The sequence below is a fragment of the Ohtaekwangia kribbensis genome, assembly GCF_042676245.1.
GTDB lineage: Bacteria > Bacteroidota > Bacteroidia > Cytophagales > Cyclobacteriaceae > Ohtaekwangia > Ohtaekwangia kribbensis.
Window position 1 is genome coordinate 106,166 of record NZ_JBHTKA010000004.1, and the last position, 18,432, is coordinate 124,597.

An 18,432-nucleotide genomic window follows, 5' to 3' on the forward strand; every position below is an offset into this window, starting at 1 on the left:
GTTTGATAAAAATTAAAAGCCCATCCAACTATTCTTCTTCAATAGCGTGGATGGGCCCCGTGAAATAAAAATATATCTTTTTAGCTGGAAGTCATAAGATGAGAGACACTTTTTTTTACGCGTAGTCCTGAGCTATTGTAGTATATATCTATTGTTGGCTGCGAGCTGCGAGTTACCAGCTGCTAGTAGAGGAATTTTGAGGCACTGATTATACTTTGAGAATAGATATAGTATACCTCTAACGGATAACCCTTTCCTCTTCAGCCGCCGGACGTTCCCGTTTACCGTAAACTTGCTTTTAAAAGTTTTTCGAAGGCTTCGAGTTTCAGAGTTGATGGCTTACTGGTTCCTGGTGTTATCAGGCCGGTTACTATTTTAGATGTGGGGTTGTAGTCGAGCCAGTATTCTCCACACGCAGAAATAAGAAAATCCGCTGTCGTTTCACCTTCTCTATTTTCGCTACACTGGTAAAGGGCAACTACATAGTATCGATCCTTTTTAAAAGTATCTATATAGGGTCGGCATAGCATTCCATTGTCTCCGAAAACTTTGATTTCTTTTTCATCAGCAAATCCTTTCAATGTTTTAATAACTTCAAAAGTCGCAGATTCCGGATTTCCATTTGTCCATAACCATGAGAAAAAATCGTTATAGCCGTCAACCCTGACAATAAAAATGGCATCAGCGTTTTTACTGATTGTCAGAAAGTTTCCCGCGTAATCGCAGTCACAAGTCTGTGCGCTTGTCCAGGCTACAATGCCAACCCATGTTAGCAGCATCTTTCTCATGGACTAAAGATACATGGAAAAAAGCCGAGCGCTACTAGCTTCCAGCTGCCAGTAGGAAATTTTTGATACGGTGATTATTGTCTGAATAGATATAGTATACCATTAACGGATAACGATTCACGGAACCTGGACAAAGCTAAAATCTTGATTTTTAAGGTTGGGTTATGAAGATATTAATTAACACTATGGTTCCGGAAGCTACCAGGGCGGTCAAGGACGTTTATCGACTACTTTTCCTGTATAAAATAATTCGGCCGTGTCGGCACTGCCCTCTACGAGGGTTCCAGCAGCATCGTATTGAAACTTTGTTAGTTTGCCATTGAACTTTAAAGTCATTTCATCTCCGTCATTTATACCCCCGGAGATAACAACAGGCGAGGTATCTTCATTCTTATCCTGCGTGGAGAACATTGTCCCGTCACTGGCCTCACTATATACAATACTCATATTGGAACCCTCAGGTACAAAAAACCACTTACCATATTGCGGGTATTCTCCACTTCCCAGTGTTTTTGACTTTGGAGTAGAAATCGAAACACCTATGAGATAGGTTGAAGAATTATAGTCAGACATAGTATTGCCATCCTCACCCTCGATAAGTGTCCCATCGGTAATAAAGTAATCGTGGTAAGTATAGGAAGTGCCCGAAGCTGTAACGTAATCGCTCTCCTTCGTTAAATATAGTTTAGCCTGATCAAGCGAATATTTACTACTACTTGTTGTGAATTGGAAACTAGGGGCATTGTCATCGTCATGGCAGGCAGTGAATGATATGGATAAAACAAAAAACAGTTTTGCTAGTAGACGTTGTTTCATTTAGTCTGACTGGTTTATTATTTAGAGTATAGTGTCGTAATGTAGTCAAATCCAAGAAAGAAATAATACGCTACTTGCCACTTTTGCTGCTGGCATTTTCTTACCGTCTCCATATTAAATTACCTTCTCTTCTTTTCAAATACATTTTTCGGCTGGTTATATAACGACTAACGAATAACACTTTTTTCCTTCAGCAGCCAGAAGCCAGCAGCCAGTCTCCCTCTCGCAGCTCACGGCTATTTTTTTCCTTTCAGCGGGTGCAGTTCGAGTTTCACAAACGTAAATCCCTGCTGCTGCCATATAGGTAAAGCTTGCTTTAGTGCTTCGGCTCCGTTCCACTCGGGGTGGTTCATGTGCATAATTACGATGGCTCCGTGGCGCGCTCCGTTTAGTAAGTTGGCTTTGATTACGGACGCAGGTGTGCCAGCTACGGCATCGCCTGATAGGAGATCGTAACTGATAATGGTTTCGTATAGGCTGTTGGCTATAGCTGCGCAGGCTTCATCGGTGGTAGCTGTTGCTGATCGATAGAATATAGGTTTACGTGAAGTGATGGCTTCGATCTTGCGGGCGTTCATTTCTATTTCATCTACGGCCTGGCCTACATTACCGGTGCCGTGTATACCGTACATGGTTTCACCGGCAACTGCGCAAGGGTGATGGGTGAGGCCGTGGTTCTCGATTTCGAATAGCGGATCGGCTGCCAGTTCTTTTACTTTGTCGGGATGTGCATCGATCCACAAGCCACTCAGGAAAAGTGTAGCAGGAATTTTATTGGCGCGGAGAAAATTAATAAGTTCTTCATCGTAGCCACTGCCGTGTGGGCCTCCGCAGGCATCGAATGTAAGGGCCATTACCTTTTTATCGGTAACTATATCTTCGTCAACACCTTTTACGAATGCACCGAATGGTCCCGGGGAAGCATGTTTGAATCGCTCCACTATACCGGCTTTCAGTTTGGCGTAGGCGCTGTCTTCTTTCAATGTACGTTCATTAAAAAATTGTGCATGAAGCTGCGTTACGGCAAGCATCAGCAACAGGGTTGATATGATCCAGGTGCGCATAGGTGTAAAGTGTGTTTAGTTAACATGCCACATCGTGCAAAAAACACAAACGCTATAGTCTATAATAGGATGTGTGCATCGGCATTGTATACATTAGATTGACGGAACTAAAAAGCGTCACGGTATAGCAACAAAAAAAGCCAGTAGTGACACTGGCTTTTCTGAACATATATAGTACGCGCTATGATTTGGGAGGAAAATGTCTGAAGGATTTGGACACTTCTTTCTGCACAAACTTCGCTTCGTTGTAGTTGTTGATGGGCGACACGGCATACGCGCGCCATACGAGCTGATCGGTTTTGGCATCGAGCACATCGATTATGATCGTTCCTTCTTCGTAGTGTGTTACCCAGAAGTTATTCCATTGTGGTCCCCACCAGCCACCCAGACTATAAAATCTATAGTAAGGATAAAAGAAGCCGGGGTTGGATATATAGTTTTGAACTTCCTGCTTTTCGCGCGCACCGGCCAGGTACGTTACAATCAGATCAGGATTGGTCTCAGAAACCGTAAGTCCTTTCGACTGCAGGTCTTGCGTAATAGCAGCCTTTACGTTGGCATCCATAAACGTATTATCCGTATCCGTAACACCGAGCTTTCGGATTACTTTTCCGGATTCGAACTTGAAGGTCTTGTAATTTTTGAAATCAACTTTTTTATCAAAGTCAACGTGTACTTGTGCTGTTGCTGTTAATCCCACAAGCATCAGCATCATCAGAAGAATCCTGGTTTTCATAGCCATGATGATTTAAAAGTTATTCTAGTATATTAATTGGATGAAAGGCCTACCATTCTGTCACCACGGGCGCCCAATTCTATTTCAAGTATATTTTCATTATTTACCTGTGCCAGGTAGCGGTTGCCTTCGCGCAGGTATAGCTGCAGGTTGAAATATAGTTTATCTACCGGCATGGAGCCACCAAATTCTACATCATCATGAAAGCGAAGTGAACCTATCTTCAACTCTCCGGGCAGATCAATCGTATTGCTTGTTTTCAGAAATGAATAATCAACCTGGTTGCCGGGCAATGCTGCTGTTAATTCTATCGCGACACTCCCCTGTGTAAGCGCGCGTATAAAATCTATATCCGCAGAATCGCGCAGCGAGCGAATGGTTTCCACGGGTATCATAAATTCAAATCGTTCCAGTGCGTTGTTTACTCTTGCTTCCAGCCTGCGCGTTACAAATTCATATTCCTTTTTATCGGTGAGTATACGGATGCGACATTCGTTACCCCCGGTAAAAAGCTGCTGACTATAACTATAACTGGCAAGCAGTGTAAAAACGATGATCAATATTTTCTTCATGCGATGTATGTATATAGTTATCGATGACTCTGTGCGGAGTTAAATCGTGTCTCCCAGTTCACCAACAGACTGTCGATATTTTTAATATTTACTTTGAGTTCCTCCTCCGACACATTGTCGCCACGCTCCAGGCGTTTGGATAGATCCTGTGTATCAGTCAGCAAGGCATGCTCTTCTTCCGAAGGAGTATATTTATGGAAGCGTATATACCGGTTGGCATGATCTACTGCCGATTGCAAATGTGTACCGGCTACCTCCTCCGACTTTTTGAAAAATTCTATTTCCGTTACTTTCAATCGCAGGTGCGCCAGCGACTGTGCTGCATCTGCGAAAGCTTTATTCAACTCAGCAGTAGACTTAACCTGGTCGTTGGCAACTTTACCCGAAAGAGTTTTAAGCTCCTGTATGGAGTGATCAATAGCCGTGCGATCAGCATCGTGACTGTCGGCTATTTTTTCCATGGCAACAATTCCATCTTCAATGAATGCTGCACTCTCTTTATTATCACCTTTTGCGTACGATTCGAGTGCAAGCCAGAATTGTTCATCGGGTTGTGTCTCCGAAAGTGTAATCTCGCTCTTGCTGCTTACGGGTACAGCTTCGTGCGATACTTTTTCGTGTCTGGATTGGCAGGCCGAAAGAATCACTGCTCCCATCAGCAGCCATTGGGGAATGAAATACCGTTTCATGTTTTTCAATTTTATGGTTGATGTTGTATGACCGTTATTCCTATAGCTGGCACATCAAAATGATGTTGAAACTATCTTTGGTATATATTTGTCTTCGTCTTTTGGATGCACCGGTATAGAAAAGTCACTGGGAATATGCCGGGGAATGTATACTTTTGAATCGTTTGAAATTCTGGAAATGGACAAGATACGCGTAATTATTGCCGATGATCACAAGCTTATTCGTGTAGGACTGAATGCTATTCTTCAGCTTGAACCGGATATTGAAATACTCGCTGAGGCAGAAAGTGGTAATGATGTTATTGCGCTTGTAGAGAAACAAGTTACCGATGTAATACTCATGGACATTGATATGGGTATACCCAACGGCATTGACACAACCTATACCATCAAGTCTAAATTTCCGGATATAAAAGTGCTGGCACTTACCCTGCACGAAGAACGCGACTATATTCTGAAAATGCTGGAAGCCGGAGCCAATGGATATTTACTCAAGAACTGCGGACGCGATGAACTGGTGGCGGCTATCCATGCCGTTGTAAATGGCAATAGTTATTTCAGTCAAACGGTATCAGCAACGTTACTCAAGGCCATTACCGAATTGCAGCAGAAGCCGAAGGCTGCTTCCAAAGACAGCATTACGCTGACTGATCGCGAAAAAGAAGTGCTGGGTTTGATCGCCCAGGAGTTCTCCAACGCAGAAATAGCCGAAAAACTCTTCATCAGCGTGCGCACGGTAGACACCCACCGCAGAAACCTGCTGGAGAAGTTACAAGTGAAAAATACCGCAGGATTGGTAAAGTATGCGGTTGAGAAGGGGTTAGCCTAAGTATTTCTACGGACACATCTACGCTTTTTAGCGTAGACGCTCTAGGCGTTTCCTGCCATTTTTCAAAATACGTTTTTTAGCTCTAACCCGGGAGCGCGGACCGTTGCAATTTTACAGCGTTGAAACCAACTCGTAAACGCTATGAAAACTTTCAGTCAACTTTCCGATGAACAACTGATCACCGCTATCCTCCAGGACGATAAGAATGCTTTAGGTGAATTGTATAACCGTTACTTCAAAAAAGTATATCAGAAGTGTCTCTCGGTTTTGAAAGAAGAAGATATAGCTTTTGATGTTGCCCAGGATTCAATCATGAAAGCCTTTGATAAACTGGATTCATTTAAAGGCAACGCCCAGTTTTCTACCTGGCTATATATCATCATCCACCGCGATTGTCTTGCATACCTTCGTAAAAAGAACAAGACCAGTGTGCTTAGTCTTGAAGAAAATGTTTACGAAGATGATGAAGAGAAATCAGGCAGCTTCGCTATACCACACGAACACGAAGAAGCAGAACAGGAAAAAATCATGTTCGCACTCATCGATCATTTACCTGCTGAAGAAAAAAGTTTATTACTGCTGAAATATCAGCAAGGCAAATCGATTGAAGACCTGCAGGCTTCGTATCATTTAACTTCCAGCGCTATCAAGATGCGTTTGAAAAGATCGAAAGACCGCATCAACGAATTATACTGGGTAGCATTGGCATCCGGTTTGTCTACAGCACTGGCACTTATGTAACAATTGTTTCTTTTGAGATATACTGATTAATGTGAGGGAGCGTGAAAAATTGTATAGTATATCCGTTTCTGTATAATGCCGTCTTCAGCATGGGGTACGCGTGGACACTTGAACTGGCCCGGAGAACAAACCGCTCCATCAAGTTATTCTCAGTAATCTCGCAGCAGCATGAAGACAATGAAAAAGAAGCATGTTATTATGCTTACCTGAAAGCGCAAAGCGACTATGCGCAACACTATATAGCAAAGCACCAGCACGTTCCGCAGGTAAAACTGAGCCAGGTATGTATACCGACAGAAGCCACCACGCCTTATTTTACATTGGCAGAACAATTGGTAAAGCAAGTGGAACATCAACCGGGTGTGTTGGTGGTACTGCAGCCGGAGTTGTTCTCGAACGATGAGCAACAACACATCATTCAGTCATCGCCCAGCGCCATTATACTTCCGGAAGCCATCGAGCAGACACCGGAAGATATACCGGCCAGGAAATTCTTCGATATCTTTTTAAGAAGCCGTCATTTCAGAGTGCCGGATACGTTCATTCACGATCTGAGCCGGGATACTTCTTTGTTTAATCACCTGACTTCTTTTTTTGGGAGACGATGATCGTTATCGGTGAATAGTTATCCGTTATTCCTGGGTGATGTATAGATTGTCTTGCTGCGAAGAGAGTATATTTCCGTTTATAGTTTTTTTTCAAATCCAATTGCACAAAGAAGGCACAGAGAAATCACGAAGGACTTTGTGATTTCTTCGTGCCATTGGATTTATAATTTCTTCGATTAAACTTATAACGGTTAACGCTTACACTCCGCATATACCACCAGCGACTTCCATTCGTTTCGTTGTTTGTCATTTAATACTTTCATCATCGAGGCATCGCGCTTTGCACATAGCACTTGCATTTCGGTGCAGTAGCGCGAATCATCAAACAGGCTGGCTGCATAAGCTTTGGTGGCTTTGTCGTAGAAGTCGTAGTTGATCTTCTCCAATTGCTGCGCCTGCGACTCGTTGAGTTTTAACATGCATCGTATTTCAGCCGTAAAATGCTGAACCGAAAATCTGCGTTCTTCCCATTGCTGTCCCAGGTTAATGGCACCGATGATGAGCAGCACGATAAAAGCTCCCAAAGCTTGCTTGAGATTAGTAGGGGGATTAAACTGAAAACTCTTGGTTAATGCCATACGCTTGTTGCATTTGGATTTCAACCAAGAGACAGGTGTGGATCAGTTTGCCACTATCTTCTTTTGAAAAAATTTAAGCGATATGAAACGCTGGCTTCCCAGCCCAACATATATTTTTTGTGTTCCACCACAGCAGCGGCAGGCTCTGCGCGGTTAATCTCGGTAACGAATTGCACCGGCACGGCAGGGTAAGCACCGGTAGTGTGTGCTCCCGGATTCTTAAATGCAAGAACAGGAAATGCTACAGGCACACCACCGGCATTGGCTCTGCGAAAGACCATTACATTGTTTTTCTCTACCGAGTATTTGGCCTTCATATAGCTCAACGTTGGTCCTACCCGAACATTCAGATTACGAGTAAGGGCATATTGAAATGTAAACCGTACCTGGTGAAGTTTAGCTACAAGTTCAGCCTCGCCTTCAATAGTTCTACGCGGCATATTTACTTTAAAGATCTCGTTCTGCTTTACCGTTCCGTAGGTATATACAGGTGTGAAGGCTATATTTCTTGTAATCAGCAGAGAGGTACCAAAACCAAAGGCACCATAATATTTACCACTGCGAAGCCATGCCGGATTATATACTGCATAGAGCGAACGTACACCAGCCTGCAGTTCCAACCCCGCGGCAAAATCATTCAGCATAAGTCCACCGGAAACAAACCAGCCTGAGTGCCGGTTCTTCAGGTTGATCTTTTTAAGTTCGTACTCCGGCAGTCGTTTTAGTCTTGTGGTATCGAAATATACCCGTAGCTCCGGCAGGTTCTTCCGAAAATATTCTCCTGACGCTGCCATCGGTTTACCGGCTACCGGCTCCGGAGCATCAACACTGGCAGTATATATTTCTTCTGTAGAAGCAATGAGCGGAGTATATTTTGGAGCGCTGTAAATTCTATCAAACTCAGGGCGTCTTGTAAGGGTCTGTGTGGTTGGTTGTGTAGCAGGAGCCACATCAACTGTTTTTATAATAACATATTTATTGTCGCGCTTCACAAAGGCAACGTTAAGCTGGCGGCCCAACAGCACCAATGCATCCTCCAGCGACTTATCTTTTACTGATACGGAAACCAGTCGCGTGGTTTCAATTTTATTGGAGCTATAGATAAAGTGAAGTCCGGTGATACCGGATAATTTATCGATCAGTACTTTAAACTGAACACCGGAACTGGTAAGTGTAATTTTACTGGCGTACGATGTACGGATATACTGTGCCTGTGCAACCTGGCATAGAAAAAGAAAAAGCACCGCAGGTATAAGCCTACGGGCAGCCTTCGCCTTCCAGGGTAAACACTGTGCCATTTTTTACTACCGACAGATTTAAGGTCTCCGCGATTAAATTTAAGAGATTTTCTGCAGAATCGTTGTCAAAGGTAGCAGTCAGGCGGCAATTATTAATATTCGCATTGCCTAAAGTGATGGAATATGGATATGCTTTTTCAATATCGGCAATAACCTCTTCCAGCGGAGTGTCTTTAAAAATCAGCCTGTGCGTGGCATATCCCCAGGCATTCATGTGAACCGAATCTTTTACGCGTATCGTACCCATGGCCGGCTGCACAATGCCGGTAAACCCTGCTGTCAGATAACTGCTGTCTTGCGAAGTATATATCAGCACTTTTCCTTCTTTCACACTTACTTCCAATTGATTGGCCTTTAACGCAACATTAAAAGCCGTACCCACCACCCGAATATCCGCCACCGAAGTATGAATAATAAAAGGTTTTTCTGGGCTGGATGTTACCGTAAAAAATGCCTCACCCTGCGCCAGTTCAACGTTGCGCTGCCCTGCGCCAAATGTGGCAGGATACATAAGCTTGCTGTTGCGATGTAGTGTAGCCGTAGAGTTGTCGGGCAGGCTAACATTCTTTAACGAATCGGCTGTTGTTACCGCCACCATATTCACCGATGGCTTGTAGAGGCGGATATAGATCAGCAACGTAGCCAGAATCGTAATGAGCAACGAGGCGGCTATACGAAGTATAATCTTATTGCGTCTGCCTGCTGCAGTGCCGTTCTTCCACATCACCGCAGGCTCTGTCTGAAGGTCTACTTTTTTCCAGGCATGCTGCGCATCAATGGCGCGTGGTGTTTTCGAAGGATGTGTTTGCTCCCATGTTCGCTGTATATTTTCAAAATATGCTTTATTCTCAGCAAGCGTAAGCCAGTCTTGCAAAGCCATCGCTTCTTCAGGGCCTGCTTCGCCTGCCAGGTACCGAACCATCAGTTCGTCCTTTATCTCGATATCATGTTCACGTTTCACGCTGGCTCTGATTTATAGTATAAAATGATCTTTCAATTTAAGTCGTAGTATTCGTAAGGCCTTACTGATCTGGTTCTCGATTGTATTGACCGATATATTCAGCTTTTGAGCAATCTCTGCATAACGCAGTTCATCGTACCGGCTCATCATAAAAATGGTGCGGCATTGCTGCGGCAGGTCATTTACCGCGATGCGTATATTTTCAGAGAGTTCTTCCGGAAATACTTCGGGCTGTTGTACTTTATGCTGCCCTTCGTATACACCGTATTCGCGATGTTTCAATTTTATAGTACGATGTTCCAGGTGATTGATGCACTGGTGATATACGGCTCTGAACAAATATGATCGCATAGACTGCTGGATATTCAATTCTTCGCGCCTCTCCCACACCTTCATAAACATAGACTGCACAATATCCTCGGCTTCGTCCATATCCCTGAGGATGGTAAAAGCATACTGACAAAGATTCTCGTAACAGGCATGGAATACCTGTTCGAAGACATCTTTATTCCCCTGTCGGATAGCCTTGATTATTTCCTGATCAGGCAATTGCACCTTCTCTCCCTTGTAGATATTTACCAAATCTATTTATTTTTCTTCATCTCTACTCAGGCAAGAGACAGGTAAAAGCAGGGCCACCACTACGCAGGAGCTGCTGTATTTTTAAGCAACTTAGGCAGTTTTAAAACGACCTGTGCAGTTATAAATACCATCCCGCCCTATCAATAGACTAACGACAGCTTTTTTGCGAGGCCTGCAAACGCATGGCGACACATACTTTTTTCAACATTTACGTATACTTGAAATAATTTAAGTGGAGGCCAGAAACCACTTGCAAAAAAACGGGGCGAAACCGAAAAGCCATACGAATAGGAAAATCTAACAACAAATCAATGAATCAGAAACCATCCAGTGCATTTATCGCAGCTTCCTGGGTAGCGTTATTTGCGGGGATCTTAGCTTTCAACATCGGTCTATGGAATGCTGAAATGATGCTGAACGAGAAAGGTTATTACTTTACGGTTTTAATGTACGGGCTGTTTTCAGCTATATCGCTACAGAAATCCGTTCGCGATCAGCTCGAAGGCATACCAGTAACCAACATCTATTATGGATTAAGCTGGTTTTCTACCATTCTGGCAATTGTGTTGCTAACCGTAGGTTTGTGGAATGCTACACTGTCATTAAGTGAAAAAGGATTTTATGCAATGTCGTTCCTGTTGAGTCTCTTTGCTGCCATTGCAGTACAAAAGAACACACGCGACAGCAAAACCGAAGACGTTAAACAACCACTAAATTAAATTTGATTTATTGCGCTATAATTTCAGGAGAGTCCTTTCGGGGACTCTCTTTTTCATTAAAGACTATATGTACTCATGACCTACGCTTCCCGCTATATCGTACTGGCATTTATTGCTGTAGCGTTTACGTGTTGCCAGCGAAAACAGGAACAACCAAAATTACCACCGGATACAACCAGACAAGGAAACATTTATACTACGCATTCGCGTGATACGGCACGACTATCAAAACTGGTAAACCTGAGGCTATATAAACCCCATGCGGTTGAGTTCCACTATACTTATATAGACAATTCCGGAGGAGATAATTTTCTATCAGTGCCCGGCCCCTCCGATAGTTACCTGGAGGCTGTATTGTATTTTGATTCGGCAACCTACAGCCAGCTTTTAAAAGTCTGCAGCGATCCGCCACAGGAATCGCCAACCGTCAACCGTGTTTCAAAAGGAGATTTTGTTTTCAATTGGCTACCTGCCGGTGTAACGGAAGAGCTACTGAAAAGTGATTCCAGTTATCACAACTATACCTGCGCTCCGTTTCGCCGCACAGCACTCTGGCTACTCGACAAAAAAGTCTTATTAAGGAAAGAGAGTATTTAGGTATATATTCATCAACTACATAAAAAAGAAAAAGCTGCCATTTTTCATGGCAGCTTTTCAGGGACTTTTTTAAGCGTGTCTTTTGATTTCTTATTACAGGCTCAACGATTTTGTTACACCTTTTGAGTCAGAAACTTCAAACGTAAGGCCACCGTTGTATTTATCCAGGTTATATACTTGAGCAAAGTCACCGTTTACTTCTTCGGTTTTGCTATACAGCAACACACCTTTATCACCATAGATTTTGATGGTAAGTACATCCTGTCCTTTGTTAGCAACCGTAAGTATATATTTATTGGTTTCACCGGTTACGTGCATTACGTTAGCCAGTTTCTCTACTTTACCTAATTTATAGATTACGCGTTCAACCTGGCGACCGTTCTCACCAAGTAACTCGATTGAGTATTCACCTTCTTCCAGGTTAGTAAAGTTATAAGGTCTTACAAAGCCATCTACATTCTTGATTGTTTCAGAGTATACCAATGTATTAGCCGCATTATATATAGATACTTTTACATCAGTCTGCTTGGTTCCCTTATAGAACAGCTTTACAGTAGTACCATTTTTCATGATAGCCATACCGGTAGCGGCATTCGGGTTATCGATGTTGTTAGCGAATAATGTGGTGCTGAAGATTGTTATAGCAGCAAGGATAGACAATGTTTTTTTCATATGTTTTACAATTAAGTTCGTTTGAGATATATGACCCTAAGACGGACGAAACTGCGTTTATGTTGCAGCGCAAACGTTAATTTTTCTTAACATCAATATTTTTTGCTGCGATGTGATTTTGCAAAAGAAGACCGCGTCAAACGAAAGTATTCTGAATTGGATTCGGATTTATAAAAAAATATCTCCGTACGATTTTTACAGAAATTTGTTCCGTAATAAAAAATTAACAGAACACTGAAAAAAAAATTATACGCAACATAACGGTATAGCTACACGGCCCCCCACAAGAACAGATATACTATTCCAATATTTACAGAACACAAAATAATATACGCTATGCCGGCAAATCGTTCATAGTAAAATAGCGTACGGCAGGAGTTTCAAAATATAAAACTGAACTTTAAAGCTGACCGATATAAAAATCCCATTGGCGGACATCTTTTTTACAAAACCGTACAAAGTGCTATATCTTTACCCTACTATATATACAGAGTATTAAAACCCGATGGCAAAAAATTCTACAGAATTTCAGTTCGATACCCATATTCATGTTGACTGGAAATGTACCGGCAATGACATCTTCGGATTGTTGCAGCTCGAATACCCGAACCTGGCGTGCATACACAACAAAAAAGCAAATACTTTATTCGAAGAGCTTGCGCGTGACGGAGCTGAGATCTGCATGGGCGCAATGGCTGCCCATCTGGAGAGTTATGGCCTGGCACTGTGGAATCTTGACGATGGCAGCGACAGCTACAGGCTTGCCATTGTTCCTCTCTCCCAAACGGACGAATTCGTTTCGCATTGGTTAAATGCGGGCCATGCAGAAGATGAACACGAGAGCTTTAGCATTGAACCGGAAAAGGTTGAACCGAAGCCCTTTAAAACAAAACCAAAGAGCAGCAAAAGTAAGAAGATCGTCTTCATTGAAGATTCATTTCACCATCTTGACTATGGGGGATGCATGCTTTCTGAACACACACCGTTTTGCTGGGTTCGCGATGCTGAGGATCAGGATATATTACTGGATGTATCTGCCTGGCCTCCACAGCAGGTGAATATATCGGAGCAGGAAATAGCGGCTGCCCGCGGAAAGCTGATACCATTCTATCAATCCAACACATTCAACCTTTGGAAAGAGGAAACGACTTACGATAAAAAGAAAAACATCTCCTACTACAAGATTGCTGACATGCGCTCTGCTGAAACCCTGCAACGGGATGACTGGAGCGAACCGGGACACCGCTTTGAAGATATATACGAACCGGCTGCTGTTTTTGGAGATACTGTTTTTCTGAATGAGAAAAAACAGGACGGAGGGAATATATACCGGCTCAAGAAACACAAAACAGAATTACTCTATAGTTACGACAAAGGTGAATCATGCCAGTTACTGGCATTGAATGAAGAATCTTGCCTGGTAGTGCGGAACAACAAAGAAATACGAATTCTGGGAGGAGCTCTAGCACAACAGGATTTTCACGCGTTGCCATTTGAAGTATATGGATATACTTCGCTTCAGTTGTTAAGCACCAACAAGTTCTTTTATTTTTCTGAAGTGCAGATACCGCATGAGCAGCGTCCGGAATATGTGCAGCGCATTCTGCAACTCAATATTTATGATCTAACCAACGGAACCTATAAATACACATTGCTCTCTGATTTTGTATCAGAGCAAAAACTGAATCTGAAGTTTCTGAAAAGTCAGCCGGATGATTATATAACCTATCGAAGTTTTGATGGCAACCTGCAGGTATATCCGGGGCATGATTCGTGGTGGATACTAAACCATTTAACCAACGCGCATGGCAAGACCGATATCTGCTGGATGTGGAACGCAGAAACAGATGAATACATCAAAATTACCCCGCGTGATTTTCCGAGAGAAGAGCCCTCCATTCACTACATATCTTCACTGCAGCGATATGTAGCCAATCACAGTTGTCGACTTGATCTGCTTACAGACATAAATACGATACTCGCCGGCAAAGAAAAGTATACGTTCGAGTGGACCACCGGTCGTTAATGAATATTGAATTAATTACAGATATACTTATCAGGGATGAGCAACCTTCGGGTACCCGGAAAGTAAAACAGCGTCTGAGAAATTGAAAGACCTATAGCGCTGCCAATGCTTACGTCCAGAGCAGTGTGCGCTCCGACAGCCACGCGTGATACCGCAACCAGAACAGCCCATGCAAAAGGAACTGCATATAGCCAACGAATCTTTCTATTCACGAGATGGTATATAAAAAATGACAGTATACCGGCCATCAGAAAGGCATTGAATGAATGTCCGGACGGGAATGAGTAACCGGCTTCCTCCAGCCAGTGGTTTAAAATACGTTCATCCGAATTTTTATATGATACGGTGTCTGCATCAATTAACTTTTTGAAGAAGGCTCTCCGGTCTGCTGCTGACAAAGTGTATAATGAATCAAGTCGTACCTCTGATTTCGACTGCGTCATGATATACTGATGGCTTGGTCGCGGAACTTGCAAGACCGGCTTTACACCGTGTTCGTTAATAAGCGCAAACACCGACAGCATAACCGATAGCATCACAAACGTTCCGAAAAAATTAACAACGGCTTCTTTCACGGTTGATGCTCGAAACGCGAACGCAACACTTGATATCAATATCATAATGGCAGTACCAAAGCGGCCGGCTGATTCGGTTGTCCAATACGCGATTGTACACCATGTGCTATTCTTCGAGCAAGCCGTAAACTCCGGATTGAGAAACCATACAATAACCAGCAGGCAACCGTAAAATGGTAACGCTGCTCGGAGTATTGGTTTTATACTACTTTGGGTCATGGCTAAAATTAATGTATTTATTGTAAAATGCCCGGTATGCATCTCAGGCGGCAATGAGAACAACAACGGAACAGGTATAAAATAAAATCTCCCGCAGATTCAAAACCTGCGGGAGATGTTTATATAGAGGAGGCTATATTCCTATTTCTTCAAAACTTTCATGTGGCGAACGCCTGTACCCGACTCAATGCGGATAAGATATAAACCGCTTGGCGTAGAACTGAAATCATACTGACCGGTGCGATAGGTACCATAATCTTTCAGTTTTAAAATACCTACCTGGCGACCTACATCATTCATGATTGGTAACTCTGCTGCGGAGCATTGCTCGATTGGCAGTTCGATGGAGAATATAGATTCAACCGGATTTGGATATCCTGCGATCTTATCCATAAAGGTTTCTGCGCCCAGCGCGTACGTTGCAGAAAGTGTACAGCTTCCGGTGGTTACGCTTAACTGGTACTCGCCTTCCTCGCCAACACGCAGCACAGCTGATGTATCCGAAAGCAACTGGCCGTTGAGGTACCACTGATTACCGGTGCTATAGTTTGATTGTAAAGTTCTGCCGTTCACTTGCGTGATGGTAGCTGTACTATATTTCTGAACCAACGCTGATTGCTCCAATTGCTCGATGTTATCGCAGTTGCCAACAGCATTGATATATACCGTATTCTCTCCTTCTGCGAGTGACTCAGCAGGAATGTTAAATTCGATGAAAGATGCACCACCTGCCAGTGTATCACTTACGGTTTCACCACGTAGCGTAGCAAAGTAAGATACATTTGCCTGCGGGTTATATAATTTAACCTTTCCTGATTCTGTAGCACACAACGCAACGTTGCTATCTACGGAAAGACTGAGTGACATTGCTTTTTCTTTAAAGGTCAACTCAAAGCGGTCTGCTGCTTTTGATGCGGCATTGTTATCAACAACGAAAATATAGTCTGGTGATACTGTAACGTTTGTAACGCTGCCGGTATATTTATCCGTAAGTACCATTTCGTATTCTTGTACGAGTCCGGCTCCCTGGAAATTCAGTTTGTAGCTGCCTGCTGTGAAGTCTTTCAAATTGATCTTAACGGCAGAACCACAGGTAATTTCTTCAACCGCGTTGATCGCCATCGGTATATTTTCAGAGGAAAGTGTGGATATATCGAATAACGAGTTATCCATCTTCGGCCCATCGAAATTATCCAGCGATGATTTTGCCGCAGGATTTACTTTCACAAAAGCCTTATCTGTAATAGAGCCATTCGTTACCGTGATCGTAAGTCTATCCAGCACAGGGCTCGCCTTTCTGAAGAAGCTATACGAAGAACCTGGTGCAGCCTTAATATCTTCCGTAAAAGTTAATGAAGGAGAAGCTGCCGTAGCACGCACCCAGAAAGCCTGACCAACGGCGATAAAATCATCAGCGCTGCCATCTGTATTATCAAAGTATTGATATACCAGACTACCCGTGCTGTTATCTGAAATTGCCATTACGGAACTGATGTTACTCATTGTCCATGGTGCCGTTTCCCAGTCGAGGGCAGAAGGATATGGATTACCAATGAGGTTATAGCCATACATTGCCGAGTTGCTACCCGAAGTAGTATACGTTATTGTTGGAGTAATCTCACCTTGATTTATCGGTCCTCTTACGTCAATTATAGTGGGGCTTGAGCAGTTTCTTACAAGTGCTGAATAACCTACTCCTGGCACAAGCGCAGCAGAAGAACTTGTTGTCGGATAAGCTGCGTAAGCCTGGGTCGCCTCATTGTAGGTAAACATAGAAGCGGATGTACCTAATCTATAGCCACAAACAATTGTGGAGTTATTGGAAGGGTCACGTGTAGAGTAGCCCGCGAAAGCACCTGTAATAGAGAAATCATCCTGCCAACTTGCTACTGTTGCACTTGTAACTGGTGAAGATATATAGCGGTACATGCGATAGCCTTCACCACTCATATAGCGTTGCACTGTAACATTACCTTGGAATGTTGCACCTGAAGGTATTGCAGCAATGGTAGCATCTACAGCTGGATTATCTGCAGTAGATAAAAGCGTTAACGTACCGCTGTTATTAGTACCATCTGCGTCAAAGACATCGGTAGAACCACTGAGTGTAATTGAACCTGTAAGATTGACTATACCTTCTACATTAACACCAGCGTCATTAATCACCATAATGTTTCCTGCGTTAACTGCACCACTAATCGACTGAGCTGCTCCTGCTCCTTGAAATGTTAAAGTGCCGATTCCAGCATTAAATGTACTTGAGGTAGAAAGATCTCCACTCAATGTTATGTCTGTTGATCCAGAGCCAGAAGAAGCATAGAAAGGAGACGAACTTGAATGTTGAATACTTCCGCCTACCGTAACAGAATTACCTAAAGCATCTTGAGCTATATGAACATTGGATGTTCCAGAGATAATCAAATCTCCACCAATTGCTAAAGTTACCGGCTCTGAATCGCTTTGCCCCAAATAAAGCGCAGACGATCCAGTCGATAAAATGGATAATGTCCCCAGTACACTAGTAAGCTGTCCACTAAGATTTACACTCGTGGCTGTCGATGATGGAGTGTTCCAAGTAAAATTGCCAAAATTAGTTCCAATAAGACCTCCGGGATACGTGGTGTTGGTCGTGTATCCAGATATTAAACAGGTAGAATTCAAATTCCACGATGCCGCAGGTATCCTTCCATCCGTGGTTGTAAAGAGGTGCTCATAAGTTGATCCGCTTTCAAACGTCAACTTCGCAGAACTCGATGTAATATTGGTTGAGCTGTTTAAGAACCTACCGTTTACAGTAACAATAGCGCTGCTGGAAGTGATTGCTACGAAACCTGAGTTAGTTAAGGTTCCATTTACAACAACTCGCGTATGATTCGCTATCATGTTAATGGTACCTGCGTTCGTCATAGAACCATCAATTTGTAACCTTGTTGGGTTCGCAGCGCTGGTTCCTGCTATAAAAGATAAAGATCCGTTATTGGTAAGCGTTCCCGCAATTGTAAAGTCGGCTGCTGTTGCATTGTTTACAGAATTTGCAATTGTGAGTACAGCAGTTGAATTTATTTCAAGGATTCCCTGAATTGTTAAGTTAGGAGCGGATGTAACTGTTTTACCACTTAGAATTGTGATTCTTCCAGCTGTTCCATCAGGTATTGATGTGGCCGAGACCCATGTGGAACCATTATAAAATTGCCATGTGGCTAATGATGTCCATGCGCTGGAGGCTGCCCCCGTAGTCCTATAATCCCCCGCTGTTTGCGAAAACCCCTTCACTACCCCCAAAAAAAGGGTCGCTGTTATAACTGCAATCCTTACCATAGTCCGCAAATATACATATTAAGCGTTCATACACGGAAAATATG

Annotated in this window: 19 protein-coding genes; 6 read left to right on the top strand and 13 right to left on the bottom strand. The window is 43.1% G+C overall.

Features of this window, described 5'->3' with window-relative positions; translation table 11 throughout:
- Positions 1-281: 281 nt before the first annotated feature.
- The 6 genes from ACFQ21_RS13645 to ACFQ21_RS13670 all read right to left on the bottom strand — a co-directional run bounded on the left by ACFQ21_RS13645 (position 282) and on the right by ACFQ21_RS13670 (position 4,665).
- Positions 282-788 carry a hypothetical protein gene (locus ACFQ21_RS13645; RefSeq protein WP_377579769.1) on the bottom strand — a complete coding sequence of 169 codons (507 nt, stop codon included), beginning with the start codon at positions 786-788 and terminating at the stop codon, positions 282-284.
- Between the two features lie 210 nt (positions 789-998).
- Entirely contained in the window at positions 999-1,604 is a 606-nt protein-coding gene (locus ACFQ21_RS13650) for a hypothetical protein (protein ID WP_377579770.1), read from the bottom strand.
- A gap of 236 nt (positions 1,605-1,840) precedes the next feature.
- Entirely contained in the window at positions 1,841-2,668 is an 828-nt protein-coding gene (locus tag ACFQ21_RS13655; RefSeq protein ID WP_377579771.1) for a polysaccharide deacetylase family protein, read from the bottom strand.
- Positions 2,669-2,849: 181 nt separating this feature from the next.
- Entirely contained in the window at positions 2,850-3,404 is a 555-nt protein-coding gene (locus tag ACFQ21_RS13660; protein ID WP_377579772.1) for a DUF4136 domain-containing protein, read from the bottom strand.
- A gap of 32 nt (positions 3,405-3,436) precedes the next feature.
- The gene (locus tag ACFQ21_RS13665; protein ID WP_377579773.1) at positions 3,437-3,976 is read right to left on the bottom strand and encodes a hypothetical protein; all 540 of its coding nucleotides are present in this window, start codon (positions 3,974-3,976) and stop codon (positions 3,437-3,439) included.
- A gap of 17 nt (positions 3,977-3,993) precedes the next feature.
- Positions 3,994-4,665 carry a hypothetical protein gene (locus ACFQ21_RS13670; protein WP_377579774.1) on the bottom strand — a complete coding sequence of 224 codons (672 nt, stop codon included), beginning with the start codon at positions 4,663-4,665 and terminating at the stop codon, positions 3,994-3,996.
- 145 nt (positions 4,666-4,810) lie between these two features.
- Here ACFQ21_RS13670 and ACFQ21_RS13675 point away from each other — a divergent pair, with 145 nt between their 5' ends.
- The 3 genes from ACFQ21_RS13675 (at position 4,811) to ACFQ21_RS13685 (ending at position 6,843) form a co-directional block, all read left to right on the top strand.
- Positions 4,811-5,494 (top strand): response regulator, encoded by a 684-nt coding sequence (locus tag ACFQ21_RS13675; protein WP_377579775.1) that lies wholly within the window; start codon positions 4,811-4,813, stop codon positions 5,492-5,494.
- A gap of 141 nt (positions 5,495-5,635) precedes the next feature.
- Complete coding sequence (locus tag ACFQ21_RS13680) at positions 5,636-6,235, top strand: RNA polymerase sigma factor (protein ID WP_377579776.1); 600 nt, start codon at positions 5,636-5,638, stop codon at positions 6,233-6,235.
- 41 nt (positions 6,236-6,276) lie between these two features.
- A complete protein-coding gene (locus tag ACFQ21_RS13685) occupies positions 6,277-6,843 on the top strand; it encodes a hypothetical protein (RefSeq protein ID WP_377579777.1) in 567 nt (188 codons plus the stop codon).
- Positions 6,844-7,034: 191 nt separating this feature from the next.
- Here the strand turns inward: ACFQ21_RS13685 and ACFQ21_RS13690 are convergent, their stop codons facing one another.
- From ACFQ21_RS13690 to ACFQ21_RS13705, 4 genes are read right to left on the bottom strand one after another with little or no spacing between them, the layout of a single operon-like run.
- Positions 7,035-7,421 carry a hypothetical protein gene (locus ACFQ21_RS13690; RefSeq protein WP_377579778.1) on the bottom strand — a complete coding sequence of 129 codons (387 nt, stop codon included), beginning with the start codon at positions 7,419-7,421 and terminating at the stop codon, positions 7,035-7,037.
- 53 nt (positions 7,422-7,474) lie between these two features.
- The gene (locus ACFQ21_RS13695) at positions 7,475-8,719 is read right to left on the bottom strand and encodes an STN domain-containing protein (protein ID WP_377579779.1); all 1,245 of its coding nucleotides are present in this window, start codon (positions 8,717-8,719) and stop codon (positions 7,475-7,477) included.
- Positions 8,679-9,680 (bottom strand): FecR family protein, encoded by a 1,002-nt coding sequence (locus tag ACFQ21_RS13700; protein ID WP_377579780.1) that lies wholly within the window; start codon positions 9,678-9,680, stop codon positions 8,679-8,681. The genes ACFQ21_RS13695 and ACFQ21_RS13700 overlap by 41 nt, the downstream gene beginning before the upstream one ends.
- A gap of 12 nt (positions 9,681-9,692) precedes the next feature.
- Positions 9,693-10,262 (bottom strand): RNA polymerase sigma-70 factor, encoded by a 570-nt coding sequence (locus tag ACFQ21_RS13705; RefSeq protein ID WP_377579781.1) that lies wholly within the window; start codon positions 10,260-10,262, stop codon positions 9,693-9,695.
- Positions 10,263-10,573: 311 nt separating this feature from the next.
- On the opposite strand from ACFQ21_RS13705, the gene yiaA reads away from it, so the two are divergent.
- Positions 10,574-10,981 carry an inner membrane protein YiaA gene (yiaA, locus tag ACFQ21_RS13710; protein WP_377579782.1) on the top strand — a complete coding sequence of 136 codons (408 nt, stop codon included), beginning with the start codon at positions 10,574-10,576 and terminating at the stop codon, positions 10,979-10,981.
- A 75-nt stretch (positions 10,982-11,056) separates the two neighbouring features.
- On the top strand, positions 11,057-11,578 hold the full coding sequence (locus tag ACFQ21_RS13715; protein ID WP_377579783.1) for a hypothetical protein: 522 nt from the start codon (positions 11,057-11,059) through the stop codon (positions 11,576-11,578).
- Between the two features lie 93 nt (positions 11,579-11,671).
- On the opposite strand, the gene ACFQ21_RS13720 is transcribed toward ACFQ21_RS13715, so the two are convergent.
- Entirely contained in the window at positions 11,672-12,250 is a 579-nt protein-coding gene (locus tag ACFQ21_RS13720; protein WP_377579784.1) for a hypothetical protein, read from the bottom strand.
- A gap of 505 nt (positions 12,251-12,755) precedes the next feature.
- Here ACFQ21_RS13720 and ACFQ21_RS13725 point away from each other — a divergent pair.
- Positions 12,756-14,276: a DUF6630 family protein gene (locus ACFQ21_RS13725; protein ID WP_377579785.1), complete on the top strand. Its 1,521-nt coding sequence runs from the start codon at positions 12,756-12,758 to the stop codon at positions 14,274-14,276.
- Between the two features lie 11 nt (positions 14,277-14,287).
- Here ACFQ21_RS13725 and ACFQ21_RS13730 read toward each other — a convergent pair whose 3' ends face one another.
- Together ACFQ21_RS13730 and ACFQ21_RS13735 are read right to left on the bottom strand one after the other, a co-directional pair.
- Positions 14,288-15,070, bottom strand: coding sequence for a phosphatase PAP2 family protein (locus ACFQ21_RS13730; RefSeq protein ID WP_377579787.1), 783 nt, complete (start codon positions 15,068-15,070; stop codon positions 14,288-14,290).
- A gap of 141 nt (positions 15,071-15,211) precedes the next feature.
- Positions 15,212-18,388, bottom strand: a complete 3,177-nt coding sequence (locus tag ACFQ21_RS13735) for a T9SS type A sorting domain-containing protein (protein WP_377579788.1) — start codon at positions 18,386-18,388, stop codon at positions 15,212-15,214.
- Positions 18,389-18,432: the final 44 nt, after the last annotated feature.

What these genes read in the sequence shown, in the direction of transcription:
- ACFQ21_RS13715 (WP_377579783.1), top strand. Translation starts at nt 11,057, where the DNA reads ATGACCTACGCTTCCCGCTATATCGTACTGGCATTTATTGCTGTAGCG.
- ACFQ21_RS13725 (WP_377579785.1), top strand. Translation starts at nt 12,756, where the DNA reads ATGGCAAAAAATTCTACAGAATTTCAGTTCGATACCCATATTCATGTT.
- ACFQ21_RS13650 (WP_377579770.1), bottom strand. Translation starts at nt 1,604, where the DNA reads ATGAAACAACGTCTACTAGCAAAACTGTTTTTTGTTTTATCCATATCA.
- ACFQ21_RS13670 (WP_377579774.1), bottom strand. Translation starts at nt 4,665, where the DNA reads ATGAAACGGTATTTCATTCCCCAATGGCTGCTGATGGGAGCAGTGATT.
- ACFQ21_RS13735 (WP_377579788.1), bottom strand. Translation starts at nt 18,388, where the DNA reads ATGGTAAGGATTGCAGTTATAACAGCGACCCTTTTTTTGGGGGTAGTG.
- ACFQ21_RS13730 (WP_377579787.1), bottom strand. Translation starts at nt 15,070, where the DNA reads ATGACCCAAAGTAGTATAAAACCAATACTCCGAGCAGCGTTACCATTT.
- ACFQ21_RS13675 (WP_377579775.1), top strand. Translation starts at nt 4,811, where the DNA reads ATGTATACTTTTGAATCGTTTGAAATTCTGGAAATGGACAAGATACGC.
- yiaA (WP_377579782.1), top strand. Translation starts at nt 10,574, where the DNA reads ATGAATCAGAAACCATCCAGTGCATTTATCGCAGCTTCCTGGGTAGCG.
- ACFQ21_RS13695 (WP_377579779.1), bottom strand. Translation starts at nt 8,719, where the DNA reads ATGGCACAGTGTTTACCCTGGAAGGCGAAGGCTGCCCGTAGGCTTATA.
- ACFQ21_RS13655 (WP_377579771.1), bottom strand. Translation starts at nt 2,668, where the DNA reads ATGCGCACCTGGATCATATCAACCCTGTTGCTGATGCTTGCCGTAACG.
- ACFQ21_RS13645 (WP_377579769.1), bottom strand. Translation starts at nt 788, where the DNA reads ATGAGAAAGATGCTGCTAACATGGGTTGGCATTGTAGCCTGGACAAGC.
- ACFQ21_RS13680 (WP_377579776.1), top strand. Translation starts at nt 5,636, where the DNA reads ATGAAAACTTTCAGTCAACTTTCCGATGAACAACTGATCACCGCTATC.
- ACFQ21_RS13665 (WP_377579773.1), bottom strand. Translation starts at nt 3,976, where the DNA reads ATGAAGAAAATATTGATCATCGTTTTTACACTGCTTGCCAGTTATAGT.
- ACFQ21_RS13690 (WP_377579778.1), bottom strand. Translation starts at nt 7,421, where the DNA reads ATGGCATTAACCAAGAGTTTTCAGTTTAATCCCCCTACTAATCTCAAG.
- ACFQ21_RS13660 (WP_377579772.1), bottom strand. Translation starts at nt 3,404, where the DNA reads ATGAAAACCAGGATTCTTCTGATGATGCTGATGCTTGTGGGATTAACA.
- ACFQ21_RS13720 (WP_377579784.1), bottom strand. Translation starts at nt 12,250, where the DNA reads ATGAAAAAAACATTGTCTATCCTTGCTGCTATAACAATCTTCAGCACC.